General features: G+C 70.4%; 16 protein-coding genes. 12 read left to right on the top strand and 4 right to left on the bottom strand.

Annotated elements, in window-relative coordinates; all coding sequences use genetic code 11:
- Window positions 1-2: 2 nt before the first annotated feature.
- From J2Y42_RS07040 to J2Y42_RS07025, 4 genes are all read left to right on the top strand, one after another.
- Entirely contained in the window at window positions 3-1,517 is a 1,515-nt protein-coding gene (locus tag J2Y42_RS07040) for an alpha-N-arabinofuranosidase (RefSeq protein ID WP_309858059.1), read from the top strand.
- A gap of 64 nt (window positions 1,518-1,581) precedes the next feature.
- The gene (locus J2Y42_RS07035; protein WP_309856191.1) at window positions 1,582-3,672 is read left to right on the top strand and encodes an RICIN domain-containing protein; all 2,091 of its coding nucleotides are present in this window, start codon (window positions 1,582-1,584) and stop codon (window positions 3,670-3,672) included.
- A 115-nt stretch (window positions 3,673-3,787) separates the two neighbouring features.
- Window positions 3,788-4,894: a phospho-N-acetylmuramoyl-pentapeptide-transferase gene (mraY, locus tag J2Y42_RS07030; RefSeq protein WP_309856190.1), complete on the top strand. Its 1,107-nt coding sequence runs from the start codon at window positions 3,788-3,790 to the stop codon at window positions 4,892-4,894.
- A gap of 21 nt (window positions 4,895-4,915) precedes the next feature.
- Window positions 4,916-5,434: a hypothetical protein gene (locus J2Y42_RS07025; protein WP_309856189.1), complete on the top strand. Its 519-nt coding sequence runs from the start codon at window positions 4,916-4,918 to the stop codon at window positions 5,432-5,434.
- 8 nt (window positions 5,435-5,442) lie between these two features.
- Here J2Y42_RS07025 and J2Y42_RS07020 read toward each other — a convergent pair whose 3' ends face one another.
- Window positions 5,443-6,360: an aldo/keto reductase gene (locus J2Y42_RS07020; protein WP_309856188.1), complete on the bottom strand. Its 918-nt coding sequence runs from the start codon at window positions 6,358-6,360 to the stop codon at window positions 5,443-5,445.
- A 78-nt stretch (window positions 6,361-6,438) separates the two neighbouring features.
- Between J2Y42_RS07020 and J2Y42_RS07015 the strand changes: the two genes are divergently transcribed.
- On the top strand, window positions 6,439-7,020 hold the full coding sequence (locus J2Y42_RS07015; protein ID WP_309856186.1) for a helix-turn-helix domain-containing protein: 582 nt from the start codon (window positions 6,439-6,441) through the stop codon (window positions 7,018-7,020).
- A 96-nt stretch (window positions 7,021-7,116) separates the two neighbouring features.
- Here the strand turns inward: J2Y42_RS07015 and J2Y42_RS07010 are convergent, their stop codons facing one another.
- Window positions 7,117-7,719, bottom strand: coding sequence for a TetR/AcrR family transcriptional regulator (locus tag J2Y42_RS07010; RefSeq protein ID WP_309856184.1), 603 nt, complete (start codon window positions 7,717-7,719; stop codon window positions 7,117-7,119).
- 118 nt (window positions 7,720-7,837) lie between these two features.
- Here J2Y42_RS07010 and J2Y42_RS07005 point away from each other — a divergent pair, with 118 nt between their 5' ends.
- The 5 genes from J2Y42_RS07005 (at window position 7,838) to J2Y42_RS06985 (ending at window position 12,560) form a co-directional block, all read left to right on the top strand.
- Complete coding sequence (locus J2Y42_RS07005; RefSeq protein WP_309856182.1) at window positions 7,838-8,614, top strand: SDR family oxidoreductase; 777 nt, start codon at window positions 7,838-7,840, stop codon at window positions 8,612-8,614.
- Window positions 8,615-8,700: 86 nt separating this feature from the next.
- Window positions 8,701-9,876, top strand: coding sequence for a SpoIIE family protein phosphatase (locus J2Y42_RS07000; RefSeq protein WP_309856180.1), 1,176 nt, complete (start codon window positions 8,701-8,703; stop codon window positions 9,874-9,876).
- On the top strand, window positions 9,873-11,825 hold the full coding sequence (locus J2Y42_RS06995; RefSeq protein ID WP_309856179.1) for a glycosyltransferase family 2 protein: 1,953 nt from the start codon (window positions 9,873-9,875) through the stop codon (window positions 11,823-11,825). Before J2Y42_RS07000 ends, J2Y42_RS06995 begins: the two co-directional genes overlap by 4 nt.
- The gene (locus tag J2Y42_RS06990) at window positions 11,822-12,154 is read left to right on the top strand and encodes an STAS domain-containing protein (protein WP_309856178.1); all 333 of its coding nucleotides are present in this window, start codon (window positions 11,822-11,824) and stop codon (window positions 12,152-12,154) included. The genes J2Y42_RS06995 and J2Y42_RS06990 overlap by 4 nt, the downstream gene beginning before the upstream one ends.
- On the top strand, window positions 12,147-12,560 hold the full coding sequence (locus tag J2Y42_RS06985; RefSeq protein ID WP_309856176.1) for an ATP-binding protein: 414 nt from the start codon (window positions 12,147-12,149) through the stop codon (window positions 12,558-12,560). The genes J2Y42_RS06990 and J2Y42_RS06985 overlap by 8 nt, the downstream gene beginning before the upstream one ends.
- Window positions 12,561-12,579: 19 nt before the next feature.
- Here J2Y42_RS06985 and J2Y42_RS06980 read toward each other — a convergent pair whose 3' ends face one another.
- Window positions 12,580-13,359 (bottom strand): alpha/beta fold hydrolase, encoded by a 780-nt coding sequence (locus tag J2Y42_RS06980; RefSeq protein ID WP_309856175.1) that lies wholly within the window; start codon window positions 13,357-13,359, stop codon window positions 12,580-12,582.
- 50 nt (window positions 13,360-13,409) lie between these two features.
- Here J2Y42_RS06980 and J2Y42_RS06975 point away from each other — a divergent pair, with 50 nt between their 5' ends.
- Complete coding sequence (locus J2Y42_RS06975) at window positions 13,410-13,841, top strand: MarR family winged helix-turn-helix transcriptional regulator (RefSeq protein ID WP_309856173.1); 432 nt, start codon at window positions 13,410-13,412, stop codon at window positions 13,839-13,841.
- Here J2Y42_RS06975 and J2Y42_RS06970 read toward each other — a convergent pair.
- The gene (locus J2Y42_RS06970) at window positions 13,838-14,608 is read right to left on the bottom strand and encodes an SDR family NAD(P)-dependent oxidoreductase (protein ID WP_309856171.1); all 771 of its coding nucleotides are present in this window, start codon (window positions 14,606-14,608) and stop codon (window positions 13,838-13,840) included. The two genes, J2Y42_RS06975 and J2Y42_RS06970, sit on opposite strands and share 4 nt — an antisense overlap.
- On the opposite strand from J2Y42_RS06970, the gene J2Y42_RS06965 reads away from it, so the two are divergent.
- The gene (locus tag J2Y42_RS06965; protein WP_309856170.1) at window positions 14,607-15,047 is read left to right on the top strand and encodes a MerR family DNA-binding transcriptional regulator; all 441 of its coding nucleotides are present in this window, start codon (window positions 14,607-14,609) and stop codon (window positions 15,045-15,047) included. The genes J2Y42_RS06970 and J2Y42_RS06965 overlap by 2 nt on opposite strands.
- The last annotated feature ends 21 nt before the right edge of the window (window positions 15,048-15,068 follow it).

The raw sequence follows: 15,068 nt of genomic DNA, 5'->3' as shown, positions 1-15,068 counted from the left end.
AGATGCATCACGCACACATCTCCCTCCAGCCCGCCGCCACGATCGGCGCGGTCGACCCGCGCCTGTACGGCTCGTTCATCGAGCACCTGGGTCGCGCCGTCTACGACGGCATCTACGAGCCCGGACACCCGACGGCCGACGCCGACGGGTTCCGCACCGATGTGATCGAGCTCGTCAAGGAGCTCGGGGTGACCACGGTGCGCTACCCGGGCGGCAATTTCGTCTCCGGTTTCCGCTGGGAGGACTCCGTCGGGCCGCGCGACCAGCGCCCGCAGCGGCTCGACCTCGCCTGGCACTCGACTGAGACCAACGAGGTCGGGTTGCACGAGTTCCAGGGGTGGCTCGACAAGGTCGGCGGCGAGTTGATGCTCGCGGTCAACCTGGGCACCCGCGGCGTCGCGGAGGCGCTCGACCTGCTCGAATACACCAATCACCGGGGCGGCTCCACGCTCTCCGAGCGGCGGATCGCGAACGGCCGCACCGAGCCGTTCGGCGTCAGGATGTGGTGCCTGGGCAACGAGCTGGACGGCCCGTGGCAGCTCGGCCACAGCTCGCCGGAGGAGTACGGACGCCTCGCGGCGAAGACCGCGCAGGCCATGAAGATGTACGACCCCGACCTGCAGCTCGTCGTGTGCGGCTCCTCCAGCTCGTCGATGCCCACGTTCGGCGAGTGGGAGCGTGTGACCCTCACGCACACCTACGACGACGTGGAGTTCATCTCGTGCCACGCGTACTACGAGAACACCGGCGACCTGGGCAGCTTCCTGGCCTCCGGGGTCGACATGGACTACTTCATCCGCAGCGTCGTCGCCACCGCCGACAGCGTGAAGGCCGTGCGCGGCAGCGCGAAGACGATCGACATCTCCTTCGACGAGTGGAACATCTGGTACAACACCCGGTTCGAGAACGTCGACCGAATCACCGGGACCGACAACTGGCCGATCGCACCCCGGCTGCTGGAGGACACGTACACCGTCTCCGACGCCGTCGTCTTCGGCAGCCTCCTCATCACCCTGCTGAAGCACGCCGACCGGGTGAAGAGCGCATCCCTCGCCCAGCTGGTCAACGTGATCGCCCCGATCATGACCGAGCCCGGCGGCCCGGCGTGGAAGCAGACGACGTTCTTCCCGTTCGCCGCCACCGCCGCGCACGGACGCGGCACCGCCCTCCGGGTCGATGTCGCCGGCGGTACGTACGACACCGAGCGCTTCGGGGCGGTGCCCCTGGTGGATGCCGTGGCCACTCATGACGCGGAGGCCGGCCGCTACGCGCTCTTCGCGGTGAACCGCTCCGTCGAGCAGCCGACGGAACTGGTCGTCGACCTGGCCGTGCTCGGCGACGACGCCGCCTCCCTGACCGCGACGGCCACGACACTCAGCGACCCCGATCCGGACGCCGCCAACACCCGGGAGGACCCCGAGCGCGTCGCTCCACGTGCGCTGCCGGTGCGCCGCGACGGCTCACTCCTGATCGTGGAGCTCCCGGCCATCTCCTGGACGGAGATCCTGCTGAGCTGACGTCAAGACGTGACGACGAGCCCGACGTCGTGACGGCCCGCCCGCGCCCGCGGACGGGTCACCAGTGAGAGAAGGAACCGACAATGTTTCCATCACGCACCCCATCGGGCTCGTCGCCGGCGCCCTCGTCGCGGCGACGCTGACCGCAGCGCCCGCCTCCGCCGTGACCACCGGCAACGGATCGCTCGTCTACTCCCCCGCCGCCGGGACGTCGTTCAACCCGGAGGGCGGCCGCGCGGCCGGAACGACGTACGCGAAGAACATCGTGCTCAAGAACAGCGGGGCGGCGAACGGCACCCAGCTGGTCACCTACGACCAGCTGGTGCTCGTGAACGGCGTGCAGGTCTACCCGATCTACCGCAGCACCGACGACGGCACCAGCTGGACGCACGTCACGGACGTCGTGCCGAGCGCCACCTTCCCGACGCTGACCCGCACCTCCCAGCCGTTCCTGTTCGAGGTCTCGCAGGCGACGGGCGGTCTGGCCGCCGGCACCATCCTGCTCGCCGGGATGATCATGCCGGAGGACCGCTCGAGCAGCCGCCTCGTCGTCTACAAGAGCGCGAATCAGGGCACGTCGTGGTCGTACCTGAGCACCATCGACACCGGCGGGCCGGCCGTATACGACCCGAGCCCGACCTCCACCACCTCGACCGTGTGGGAGCCGTCGCTGGCCATCGACGGTCAGGGCGGCCTGGTCGCCTACTTCTCGGACGAGCGGCAGAAGGCGAACGGCGTGCTTCAGGCGGTGTCGTATCGGCGGTCCACCGACGGCGGTGCGACGTGGGGTGCCGAGTCGAACGTGTCGGCTCCGAACAACCAGTCCGACCGGCCCGGCATGATCACGGTGACCAAGCTTCCCGACGGCCGCTACCTGGCCACGTTCGAGGTGGTCAACCGCCCGTCGCAGAGCAAGAACACCGCGCCGGTGTACTTCAAGACGTCGCCCGACGGCCTGAACTGGTCGCCGACGACCAGCATCGGCACGCCCATCACCCTCGCCAACGGTCGCGGCATCGGATCGTCGCCGTACGTGAAGTGGGTGCCGGGCGGCGGACCGAAGGGCATGGTCGTCGTCGCATCCAAGTGGTCGCTGGACGCCACGGGCACCATCGACGGCGGTCAGAACTTCTACGTCAACTACAACCTCGGCGACGGGCCGTGGGAGCGACTGCCGATGGCCGTCACGTACGACGGACCGGACGCCGAAGGCGGCACCTTCAGCGGCTTCGCGCAGAGCATCGACTACTCGGTGGACGGCCGCACGCTCTACCAGGCGACCAACGTCGAGAACCTCACGACCACCTACAACGACATCCGTGTCGGCTCCATTCCGCTGGACGCCCAGCAGTACGAGGCCGAGAAAGCCGCCCGCACGTCGGACACCTCCCTCGTCACGGATCCGGATGCCTCCAACGGCAGCAAGGTCGGCAACATCAACAACACGACCAGCTCGGTGACCTTCACCGTACGGGTCCCGTCGGCCGGCTCGTACACGATGAACGTCCGCTACGACAACGGAACCGGCGCGGCGTCGACGCACAACGTCAGCGTCAACGGCGGCACCGCATCCACCCTCAGCTACCCGGCGACGGTGAACTGGGGACGCTACGGCTGGGTGCAGAAGACGGTCACACTGAACGCGGGTACGAACACGATCGCGTTCACGAAGGGCACCTCGTTCGCCGAGCTCGACGCCATCCAGCTGTACAAGCCCGGGACGGCGCTGGATCCGCAGTTCCGCATCGTGAACCGCAATAGCGGCAAGTACCTCGAGATCGCGAGTGCGTCCCTGGCGGACGGCGCGGGCGCCGGTCAGTGGGGCGACACCGGCAACGCGTGCCAGGTCTGGAACGTGCACCCGGTGTCGAACGGCCTCCAGCTGTTCAACGTGAACAGCGGCAAGCTGCTCGAGATCCCCGGCGCTCAGACCGCAGACGGTGTGCGGGCGGCGCAGTGGGGCCCGACCGGCAACGCCACCCAGGTGTGGTCGCCGAGCATCTCGGGCGGCTGGTGGACGCTGACGAATGCGAACAGCGGCAAGCCGCTCGAGATCGCCGGGTCGTCGACGGCCGACGGTGCGTTCGCCCAGCAGCGCACCGCCGACGGCAGTGCGACGCAGCAGTGGCGGCTGGTGCGCGAGGGCATCCAGTAGCCCATCCGACCGGGGCGACGGCGATCGGGCCGCCGTCGCCCCTCCCGGGTGCGTCGCCCTCGGGCGGTCGGCGCGGATTACGCCCGGTGGGCCGCTGCCTGCCAGACTCGCTGTCGTGGGGACCTTACTTACGGCCGGCGGTCTCGCCCTCGCCTTCTCGCTCTTCCTGACTCCGCTCTTCATCCGGTTGTTCCGGCGGCTGGAGTGGGGGCAGTTCATCCGGGACGACGGCCCCCAGTCGCATCACGTCAAGCGCGGAACACCGACGATGGGCGGCATCGTCTTCATCCTGGCGACACTGTTCGGGTTCTTCGTGTCCGCCCTCCTCAACGGCGGAGACGGCATCTCCCCGTCGTCGCTCCTGGTGCTGCTGATGTTCATCGGCATGGCGGCGGTCGGGTTCGTCGACGACTTCCTGAAGGTGCACCACCAGCGCAGCCTCGGACTCGGCGGATGGGCGAAGATCGCCGGGCAGGCGATCGTCGCGACCGTTTTCGCCGTGCTCGCACTCCAGTTCCCCACCGCCGACGGCACGACGCCGGCGTCCATGGCCGTCTCGGCGATCCGCGACATCCCTGCGCTCGACTTCGCCCGGATCGTCACAGCGGTGCCCGTGATCGGCTTCGTCCTCTACCTGGTCTGGATCAACCTCCTGGCGTCGGCGACCACCAACGGCGTGAACCTCGCGGACGGCCTCGACGGCCTCGCGACGGGCGCATCGGTCCTCGCGATCGGCTCGTACACACTCATCGGCTTCTGGCAGTTCAACCAGTCCTGCTTCAACCCCAACATCAACCCGGCGAACGTGGCAAAGTGCCATCCGACGAGCGACCCGCTGTCGCTGGCGATCGTCGCCGCGGCGATCTGCGGCGCTCTGGTCGGGTTCCTCTGGTGGAACACCAGTCCCGCCAAGATCATCATGGGAGACACAGGCGCGCTCGGTCTCGGCGGAGCGCTGAGCGCTCTCGCGATCCTCACCCACACCGAGCTGCTCCTGATCCTGATCGGCGGCCTCTTCGTCATCGAGGCGGGGTCGGTCATCGTGCAGCGCGCGTACTTCAAGGCGACCCACGGCAAGCGTCTCTTCCCGATGACGCCGATCCACCACAGCTTCGAACTGAAGGGATGGCCCGAGGTCACGATCGTCGTGCGGTTCTGGATCATCGCGGGCGTGCTGATCGCCGTGGGAGTCGGGTCCTTCTACTTCGAGTGGCTCGCCTAGCGCGTGCGGTTGACTGATCCCATGCGCGAGCAGGCACTCTTCCTCAACGGCACGGTCGGTGTCGGCAAGAGCACGACGGCGGATGCGGTCAGCGCGCTCCTGATCGAGCGCGGCATCCCGCACGCGATCATCGACCTGGATGCGCTCCGTGCCGGCTGGCCGGCCCCGGACGGCGACCCGTTCAACTCCGCGCTGGAGCTCGCGAACCTCCGCCCGGTCGCGGCCAACCACCGTGCCGCGGGCGCGCAGATCCTCATCCTCCCCGGCGTCATCGAGGACGCCCGGGACGTGCCGCGCTATCGCGACGCACTCGGCGGACTCCCCCTCACGGTCGTCCGCCTCACGGTCGACCCGGCGATCGGCGAGGCCCGGTTGCGCGCCCGGCACCGGGACGACGACGCAGCGGCCGCCTGGCACCTGCACCGCTTCGGAGAGTTGGATGGGGTGGTCGACGCGGCCCGCATCCCCGGTCCGGTGGTGGACACGAGCCGGCTCACGCCTCGTGAGGCGGCGGCGCGGGTGCTCGACGGCGTGCTCTGACGTCGGATCTAACGCCGGGCGGAATCCGACGGACCGGCCGTCGCTCCGGCCACGGCGTCCAGTTCGGCCAGTTGCTCCTCGGTCAGCTCCAGCGCGCCGGCCGCGACGTTCTCCTCCAGATGCGCGATGCTCGCCGTGCCCGGGATGAGCAGGACGTTCGCCGCGTGCGCGAGCAGCCACGCGAGGCCCACCTGCGCCGGCGTGGTCTCCGTCTCCGCCGCGATGCGCCGGACCGCGGGGTCGTCGGCGACCTTCGGGTACTGCGCGAAGCCGCTGCCGAGCGGGAAGAACGGCACCCAGGCGATCCCTTCGGCGAGACAGAGCGCGAGGAGGTCCTCGTGCTCCCGGCTGAGCAGAGAGTAGGCGTTCTGCACGCAGCCGATCCCGGCCGGGAGGGCGCGGCGCAGGGTCGACGCGCCGACAGCGCTGAGTCCGATCGCGCCGATCAGGCCGTCGTCTCGCAGCGCGATGAGTTCGGCGAGCTGGTCGTCCAGGTCGACCAGTTCGTCGACCGGCACCGTGAGACCCGGCCCGACCTCCGGGCGGCGCAGGTTGACCACGTCGAGCCTGCTCCGCCCGAGCGTGCGGAGGTTGTCCTCGACCTGGGCGCGCAGCTCCGCGGGTCGCTGGGCGAGCGCAAGGGGCACGGGCGCATCCACTCGCACGGCACCCACTTTGGTGGCGATCGCGACCGCGTCGGAGTCTCCGAAGGCGCGGCGGATGATGTCGTTCGAGACGCTGGCGCCGTAGAAGTCGGCGGTGTCGACGTGGTCGATGCCGAGTTCGGCCGCACGGCGGAGCAGGGCGACGCCCGCCGCGCGGTCGTCCTCGTAGCGCTCCAGGGACATCGCGCCGTAACCCACGCGGGCGACCTCTCGGGCGCCGAGAAGGAACGTTCCCCCGGGTCGGATCGTCGTGTCGGTCATGTCTCCTCCTAGACTGATCAGAAGCGGAGGCTCCTCCGCTGTCGTGACGCTACCACCTAAACCGGAGGCACCTCCACTTTGAGCGCCGATCCCACATCGACTGCCGCGCGCAGACCGCGCGCCGACGCGGCACGCAACCGGTCGGCCATCCTCCAGGCTGCTCGAGTGGCGCTCACGACCGACGGCCCCGACGCGTCCCTCGAAGCCATCGCCCGCGCGGCCGGGGTCGGCATCGGGACGCTCTACCGCAACTTCCCGACCCGCGAGGACCTGGTCGCCGCGGTGTACGAGAACGAACTGAACGCCGTCCTCGACCGCGGCGCCTCGCTGCTGCCGACGGACCAGCCGGATATCGCACTCCGCGAGTTCATGCGCCTGTACTCCGGGTTCATCGCCACCAAGCGCGGGATGGCCGAGTCGCTCCGTGCGGGAGGCGCCCGCGCCGCCGCCGCCTCAGCGCAGACGCGGCAGCGGGTCGACACGGCGGTACAGCCGTTCCTCACCGCCGGCATCGAGCAGGGCCTCTTCCGCGACGACGTGACGGCCGACGACGTGACCGCGGCCATGGTCGGCGTCTTCCTCACCACCGCCGAAGCGACGGACGCCGCGCAGGTCGAGCGCCTGCTCGACCTCGTCGTTCGAGGGCTGCGGAACGCGTAGGGCGAGCAGCGACGCCCGGCTCAGCTCGCGAAGAGCTCCGTCCGCGGCGTGTCGATCAACGCCGTGATCGGCATGAGGGCGGAGCCGAGGGTGACGTCACGCCGAGCCGCCAGGAAAAGCCCGGAGCGCGCGCTCCGCGACCGCCATGAGTGCGCGGCGGGATGCACCCGCGGCGGCCCGCACCGCGAGGCCGGCGCTCACGGTCGAGAGGTAGCGCGCGAGCTCGGTCGGGCTCTCCCCCGGCGGAAGGTCGCCCTCCGACCGCGCGCGCCGGAAACGCTCGGCGAACCTCCGCTCGCCTGCTGCTCTGCTGTCGGCGAGGAAGCGCACGATCCGCTCGTCCTCCGGACTGCCCGCGAGGCCGCCCTGCACCGAGAGGCACCCCGCCGGCTTGCCGGGTCGGGTGATCGCCACGACGTTGCTGCGGAGGTAGTGCTCGGCGACGGCCCGCGCCGTCGGCTGGGCCAGCGCGTCGGAGACATACGCCATGTCCACCGCGGAGTAGCGCTCGACCGCGCGACGGAACGTGGCCTCCTTGTTGCCGAAGGCCGCATAGAGGCTGGGCCGGTTGATGCCCATGGCGCCGGTCAGATCGTCGAGCGTCGTCCCCTCGTACCCCTGACGCCAGAACACCTCGATCGCGCGATCGAGGGCGTCATCGGTGTCGAATCCCCGGGGGCGTCCGCGCGTCGCCGTCATCTGCGGCCCCTTTCTGTACTGAGCTGGAAAAATTATCGCTCAGACGGAATACTGGGGCAACCCGGTGGTTTTCTGTACCAACTGGAACAGAATCCAGGACAGAGAACCGGAGGACATCATGAGCACCGCATCCACCACCGCAGCACCGACCACGCCCCTCACCCTCGCCGGCAAGCGAGCCCTCGTCACCGGTGGCTCCCGCGGCATCGGCGCCGGCATCGCCCGCTCGCTCGCCGCACACGGCGCCGAGGTCGCCATCACCTACTGGTCGTCGCCCGAGCGCGCGACGGCCCTGGTCGACGAGGTCACCGCCGCGGGAGGCACGGCCGTCGCGGTCCGTGCGAACAACGGAGACGCCGCTGCGGCCCGTCAGGGGGTGCGCGACGCCGTCGAGGCGCTGGGCGGCCTCGACATCCTGGTCAACAACGCGGGAGGCGGATGGTTCGAGCCGTTCACCGAGACGCCGGACGAGCACATCGAGCACACCATCGACCTCAACGTTCGCGGCACCGTGTACACGACGCAGGCGGCGCTCGAGAGCCTGCCCGACGGCGGGCGCATCATCACGATCGGCAGCGTCAACGCCGAGCGGATCCCGTTCGCCGGGGGTGCGGTGTATGGGCTCACGAAGGCCGCGATGGTCGGCTTCACCAAGGGTCTGGCACGTGACCTCGCCGCGCGCGGCATCACGGCCAACGTGGTCCAGCCGGGTCCGATCGACACCGACGGGAACCCGGCCTCCGGCGAGTCCGGCGACTACCTCGCCGGCTTCACGGCGTTCGGCCGCTTCGGCCACAGCTCCGACGTCGGCGAGCTGGTGTCGTGGATCGCGTCCGACGCCGCGGGCTACATGACCGGCTCCGCGGTGACGATCGACGGCGGCTGGACGGCCTGAGCCCGCCGGCCCGCGGCCGAGACCGGACGTCGATCGACTTCGGCCGCAGGCCTGGCGCCGGGTAGACCGCTCGGTACGATGGGGGCATGGTCGTCGATACGGAGTCGGTGCAGCAGGCGGAGTTCCGACGACAGCGAGCGCTCGCCGGTCTCGGCATCCTCGACTCGGGGCCGGAGGCGCGGTTCGATCGCATCACGCGGTTGGCCCAGCAGCTCTTCGACGTGCCAATGGTGAGCATCACGCTCATCGACCAGAACCGCCAGTGGCGCAAGTCGCAGCTCGGCCTCGGCCCCGAGGCGCCGCGCGAGGGCGCGTTCTGCGACGTCACCGTGCGGCAGGATGCCGCGCTCATCGTGAGCGACGCCTCCGTCGACGAGCGGTTCAGTGAGAACCCGTTCGTGCTGGGCGACCCGCACCTGCGCTTCTACGCGGGCGAGCCGCTGCACGCCCCGGGCGGCGACGCCGTCGGCACGCTGTGCGTGCTCGACACGGTGCCGCGGGAGCTGACCCCCGAGCAGGAGCGGGTGCTGCGCGACCTGGCGGACTGGGTGCAGGCGGAGCTCGACCGCGACGACGAGTTGGACCGCGCGGCCATCGCGCAGAAGGGGCTCCTCCCCCGGCGCCAGCCTCGCGCACCCGGCTTCGACGTCGCCGCGGCCTGCGAACCGTCGCGCGGCGTCTCCGGCGACTTCTACGACTGGTACGACGTCGACGACGACTTCTGCGTCTCGGTCGCGGACGTCATGGGCAAGGGCATTGCCGCCGCGATCGTCGCCGCGTCCGTGCGTACTGCGCTCCGCAGCGCGATGGACCTCGCCGACCTGCAGGCGTCCGTCGAGGCGGCCTCGCGCGTCGTCGAGGAGGACCTCGACCAGCTGGCGACGTTCGTCACCCTGTTCCACGCGCGGGTGCATCCCGACGGCGCCATCGACTACCTGGACGCGGGCCACGGCCTGGCCATCGTCGTGCGGCACACCGGGAGGTTCGAGCGACTGACCGCCGGATCCCTGCCGCTCGGCCTGCCGGTGTTCGAGCCGCGGACGCCGGGACGCATCCAGCTGGGCCCGCGCGACGCCCTCCTCTGCGTCAGCGATGGCATCCTCGACGCGCTCGGCGGCGACCAGGCGTTGACCCGGCTGGAGGCCATCGTGCGCGGGTCTGCCACCGCGGCGGGCGCCGTCTCGCGCATCCTCAGCGCCGCACGGGCCGGCATTCCGATCGACGACATGACGGCCGTGGTGGTGCGTCGGAGCGACCGGTGAGGCCGGTGCTGCTGCGCGTCGTCGCGCTGCTCGCCGTCCTCGCGGGCGTGAACTACGTGGTCTGGCGGTGGCTCGCGTCGGTCAACTGGGAGGCGTGGTGGATCGCCGTCCCGCTGGTCATCGCCGAGACGTACAGCCTGGTCGACACCTTCTTCTTCGCGCTCACCATGTGGCGCATCCGCATCCGGAACGGTCCGGACGCCCCGGCCGCCGGAACCGTCGACGTGTTCATCACCACCTACGACGAGCCGGTCGACCTGGTCATGACGACAGCGGCGGCGGCCCGGCGCATCCAATACCCGCACACCACCTGGGTGCTCGACGACGGCGACCGGCCGGAGATGCGCGCCGCCGCGGCTCGGGAAGGCGTCGGCTACATCACGCGCACCGAGGACTGGACCGACAAACCGCGCCACGCGAAGGCCGGCAACCTGAACAACGCCCTGCTGCAGACGGACGGCGAGTTCCTCCTCATCCTCGACGCCGACCAGATCCCCGAGCCGGCGATCCTGGAGCGGACGCTCGGCTACTTCGCCGACCCGAGGGTCGCGCTGGTGCAGACGCCGCAGTACTTCTCGAACGTCGACGACGCCGACCTGCTCGGCAATCAGGCACCCCTGTTCTACGGCCCGATCCAGCAGGGAAAGGACGGCTGGAACGCGGCCTTCTTCTGCGGGTCGAACGCCGTGCTACGCCGCGACGCCCTGATGCAACTGGGCATCTCCGGCTACGTCCGTGACGTCGAGCGGACCGTGCGGACATCGCTGCGCGCCGCCGAGCGGATGCTCAGCAAGACCGAGCGCGCCTCCCACCTCGACCCGGAGGCCGCCGCCCTCGTCGGCGAACTGCGCGGACACGTGCACGAGGCGAGCGAGAGCCTGCGCGCCGGACAGAGCGTCGGTGAGGTGACCTTCCGGCTCCGGGAGCAGGTGGAGGCGGTCTCGCGCGCCGCCGTCCGCGGCCACCTGACCTCGGTCGAGGCGGACCTCGCGGCGATCGCGCAGCTGCCCGTCCAGGCCGACTCCGAACTGCCGGCGTTCGTCGTCGACGAGGTCGCGCTCGACCGCCTGGCGGAGCGCGACTGGTCGCCCCTCGGAGCCATCGAGTCGGTGCAGAGCATCACCGAGGCCCTCGCCGTCGACCGCCCGGACCAGGCGCAGCCGGTCATGCCGATGGCGACGATCTCCGTCACGGAGGACATGGCGACAGCGATGCAGCTGCACGCCAACGGCTGGCGCAGCGTCTACCACCACGAGCTGCTCGCGACCGGGCTCGCCCCGGAGGACCTCGGGACGATGCTGAAGCAGCGCCTGCGCTGGGCACAGGGCACGCTCCAGGTCATGCTCAAGGACAACCCGCTCTTCAAGCGCGGGCTCGACGCCGGGCAGCGGCTCATGTACTTCGCGACGATGTGGAGCTACCTGGCCGGCTTCGCCGCGATCGTCTACCTGGCGGCACCCGCGATCTACCTGCTGGCGGGCGTGATGCCGGTGACCGCCTGGAGCGTCGACTTCTTCGCCCGCTTCATCCCGTACTTCGTGCTGAGCCAGCTGATGTTCCTGATCGGCGCGCACGGCATCCGCACGTGGCGCGGCCAGCAGTACGCGCTCGCCCTGTTCCCGCTGTGGATCAAGGCGTGCTGGACCTCCGCGGCCAACGTCTGGTTCAAGCGTCCCCTCGGCTTCGTCGTGACGCCGAAGGAGCGCAACGGCCGTGCACCCGTCCCGTGGCGCGAGATCTGGCCCCAGCTGACGGCGATGGTGCTGCTCGTCATCGCCGCGATCGTCGGAATCCTGCGCGTCATCGCGGGAACGGCCGACGGCGTCGGGACACTGGTCAACACGGTGTGGGTCGTGTACGACCTGGTCGTGCTCAGCATCATCCCCCGCGCCGCCCTGTACCGAGGCCCCGCCGCCGACGCGGCGAGGAAGGAGAACTCCCCGCGATGAACATCACGACGACACTCCGCGACGACGGCGTCGCCGTCCTCGCGGTGGAGGGGCGGATCAACCTCGTCAGCGCTCCGGACCTCCGGCGTGCCGTGCAGAGCGCCGTCGACGACGGCAGCGCCCGCGTCGCCGTCGACCTCAGCGCCGTCGAGTTCATCGACTCGTCCGGGCTCGGCGCCCTCATCAGCGGCCTGAAGACCGCCCGCACCGCCGGCGGCGATCTGCGGCTCGCCGCCGCGACCGAGCAGGTCACCAGCGTGCTGCAGCTGACCAACCTCGACCGCATCCTGCGCGTCTACCCGTCGCCGGATGACGCGTACCGTGACTGAGCCGTTCCGGGATGCGTTCCGGGCACCGGCCGATCTGGAGACCATCGAGCGCGTCCATGAGACCTTCGAGCGCCTCGCGGAGCAGCGGCCGGATCTCTCCGCGCAGGTCCGCGGCGCCTTCGAACTCGCCGTCGTCGAAGTGGTGACGAATGTCGTCACGCACAGCAGAGACGACCGGCCGGTCCGGGTGGAGCTCGTGATCCGCACCACGGAGGGTGGCCTGGAGGCGATCATCACGGATGACGCGCCTCCCGCCGACGTGGATGTGGCCGACCCGACCATGCCGGAGGCGGAGGACCTCGCAGAGTCCGGCCGCGGCCTCGCGCTGGTGACCATGCTCGTGGACCGCTTCGAGCACGACACGCTCGACGGAACCGGCAACCGCTGGCTGCTCGCGCTCGGCTAGACGAGGGCCGCCCGGCGTCTCACCGCGCGCGCGCGAGGAACGGGTCGATGACGGCCCAGGTCGCATCCGGCGCTTCGAGGTGCGGGAGGTGCCCGGCCGCAGGGACTTCGGCGAACTCCGCGCCGGGGATCGCACCGGCGACCGCACGGCCATAGGCGGGCGTGACGATGCGGTCGCTCTCGCCGAACACGACGAGAGTCGGCACGGCGATCGTCGAGAGCCGATCGACGAGCGTCGGATCGCTCATGCTCGCCCCGGCGATGGCGGCCATGGTCCGGCCGTTGGAGAGCTGCACGGCGCGCTGCTCGTCCGTGAACTGCGCCGGGTCGCGGTATCCGCGGTCCGGATCGTGCCATGCGGCCTCGGCCAGTCCGCGGGCGTCGAGGGCGAAGAAGTCGGCGACCGGCTCGCCCTCGACGACCGCGCCGACGCCGTCGATGTCGATCACGGCGCCGATGACTCCCGCATAGCGTTCGTCGGCCGCGGCCTGAATGGCCATCTCGAGAGCGATCCAGCCGCCGATCGACGATCCGACGAGGACGACGCCGTGCTCGCCGTCGTGGAGGAGACGCGCGAGGTACGCGGAGGCGAGGTCGCGGATCGACGCGATGTCCTCCGGGCGCACGGTGCCCTCCCAGCCCGGATGGGTCGGCGCGGAGGCGTGCATGGTTGCGCTGAGATGCGCGACGATCGGGGCGACGGTCAGCGGGCCGCCTCCGCCATGGAGCACCAACGCGGAGCGACCGCCGGGGTCGCCGGCCTCGGTGGTGGGCAGGTCTTCGGGAAGTGTGGGATTCATGATGCGCCTATCTAAACATGTTTATCTACGAATATTGATACAGTAGCACCGTGACCACGGATCTGGAACAGCTCGGCCTGGCGATCAAGCGCGCGCAGTATCGCAACCACCGGACGATGGACGCCGCCCTGCGCGACGTCGGCGTGAGCCTGGTGCAATGGGACGCGCTGCGGGCCATCGAGCGGATGCCCGGCGCGTCCGGCCACGACCTCGCCGTGACGACCTTCCAGAGCGATCAGGCGTTCGGCACGCTGGCGAACCGCCTGGTCGAACGGGGTCTCATCACGCGGAACGCCGGGCGCGGGCGACGCATCGAGCACTCGCTCACGGAGGCCGGGAGGGATGCGCTGCGCGCGGGGCGCCGCGTCGCCGCCGGCGTGCTCGAGGATCTCTTCGCACCCCTCGACGAGAGCCAGCGCGCCGCCCTGGCCGCCGCCCTCCGGCTCCTCACGGACGGGCAGGAGGCCACCGGGCTCGGCTAGGCGCCCATCGCACGTCGGGCGATCGCCGTGATGACGCGGGCCGGGAGCAGCCGGATGGCGGCGACGGTCACGGCGTTCGCGGCGCCATCCACCACGGCAGGGCCCGTGCCCTCCAGCGCCCGCAGGACGGTGCGCGCCACCTCGGCGGGCTGCCGCATCCCCTTCCTCTGCGCGGAGTTCATCGGCGTCCGCGTCGGTCCCGGGCTGACGGCGACCACCCGCACCCCGGCGTCCTTCGTCTCCGCCCACAGCGCCTGGGTGAAGGAGAGCACATAGGCCTTGGATGCGGCGTACGCCGCCAGGACGGGCGCGGGAGCATAGGCGCCCGTGCTCGCGATGTTGACGACCGCTCCGTGCCCGCGCTCCACCATCCCGCCATCGAGCGACGCGGTGAGTTCGGTGAGCGCGCCGACGTTGAGTTCGACGAGGCGGCGGAGGACCGCGGGATCCGAGTCCGCCACGAATCCCCGCGAGCTCATTCCCGCGCTGTTGACCAGGAGCTCGATCTCGATGCCGGCGTCTTCAACGGCCTCCAGCAGGTGGGCGACCGCCCCCGGCTCGGCGAGGTCGAGGGCGATCGCGAGCACGGCGACGCCGAATCGCGTCTGCAGATCGGCGGCCGTGGCCTCCAGCTGGCGCGCATCCCGGGCGACGAGGACCAGGTGGATCCCGTTGCGTGCGAGTTCAGCGGCGATGGCCGCGCCGATCCCCGTCGAGCCGCCCGTGACCAGGGCATGTCGATCCTTCAGCTGCGTCAGTGATGTCATGAAGGCTAACCTAAACATTGACGTCAACGTCAAGGTCAAGCGGAGGTGGATCGTGCGGATCGGCGAGTTGAGCTCACGGACCGGCGTCAGCACGCGAGCGCTGCGCTACTACGAGGAGCAGGGCCTCATCCACAGTCGCCGGATGCCGAACGGCTACCGGGACTACGGCCCGCAGACCGTGGAGGTCGTGCTGTTCGTCCAAGACCTCTTCGCCGTCGGCCTCCCATCGCGGCTGCTCCGCGACATCATCCCGTGCGTCGCCGAGGGCGGGACCGCCTCCCCGCCCGAGGACCTCCTCGCCCGCGTGACGGCGGTCCGCGACGACCTCCTCCAACAGGAGCATCGCCTCCGGGAGCGACGGAAGACGCTCGACGACTACCTCGCGGGCCGGCTGCTCCCGTCGGGAGCCGCCGCCGTGCACGAATCCCACTCTGTGTAATCGTTCAGAAACACGTTCGCC

The sequence above is a fragment of the Leifsonia sp. 1010 genome, assembly GCF_031455295.1.
GTDB lineage: Bacteria > Actinomycetota > Actinomycetes > Actinomycetales > Microbacteriaceae > Leifsonia.
The sequence above is the reverse complement of the archived record's forward strand: the minus strand, read 5'-3'. Positions and strand labels throughout refer to the sequence as shown.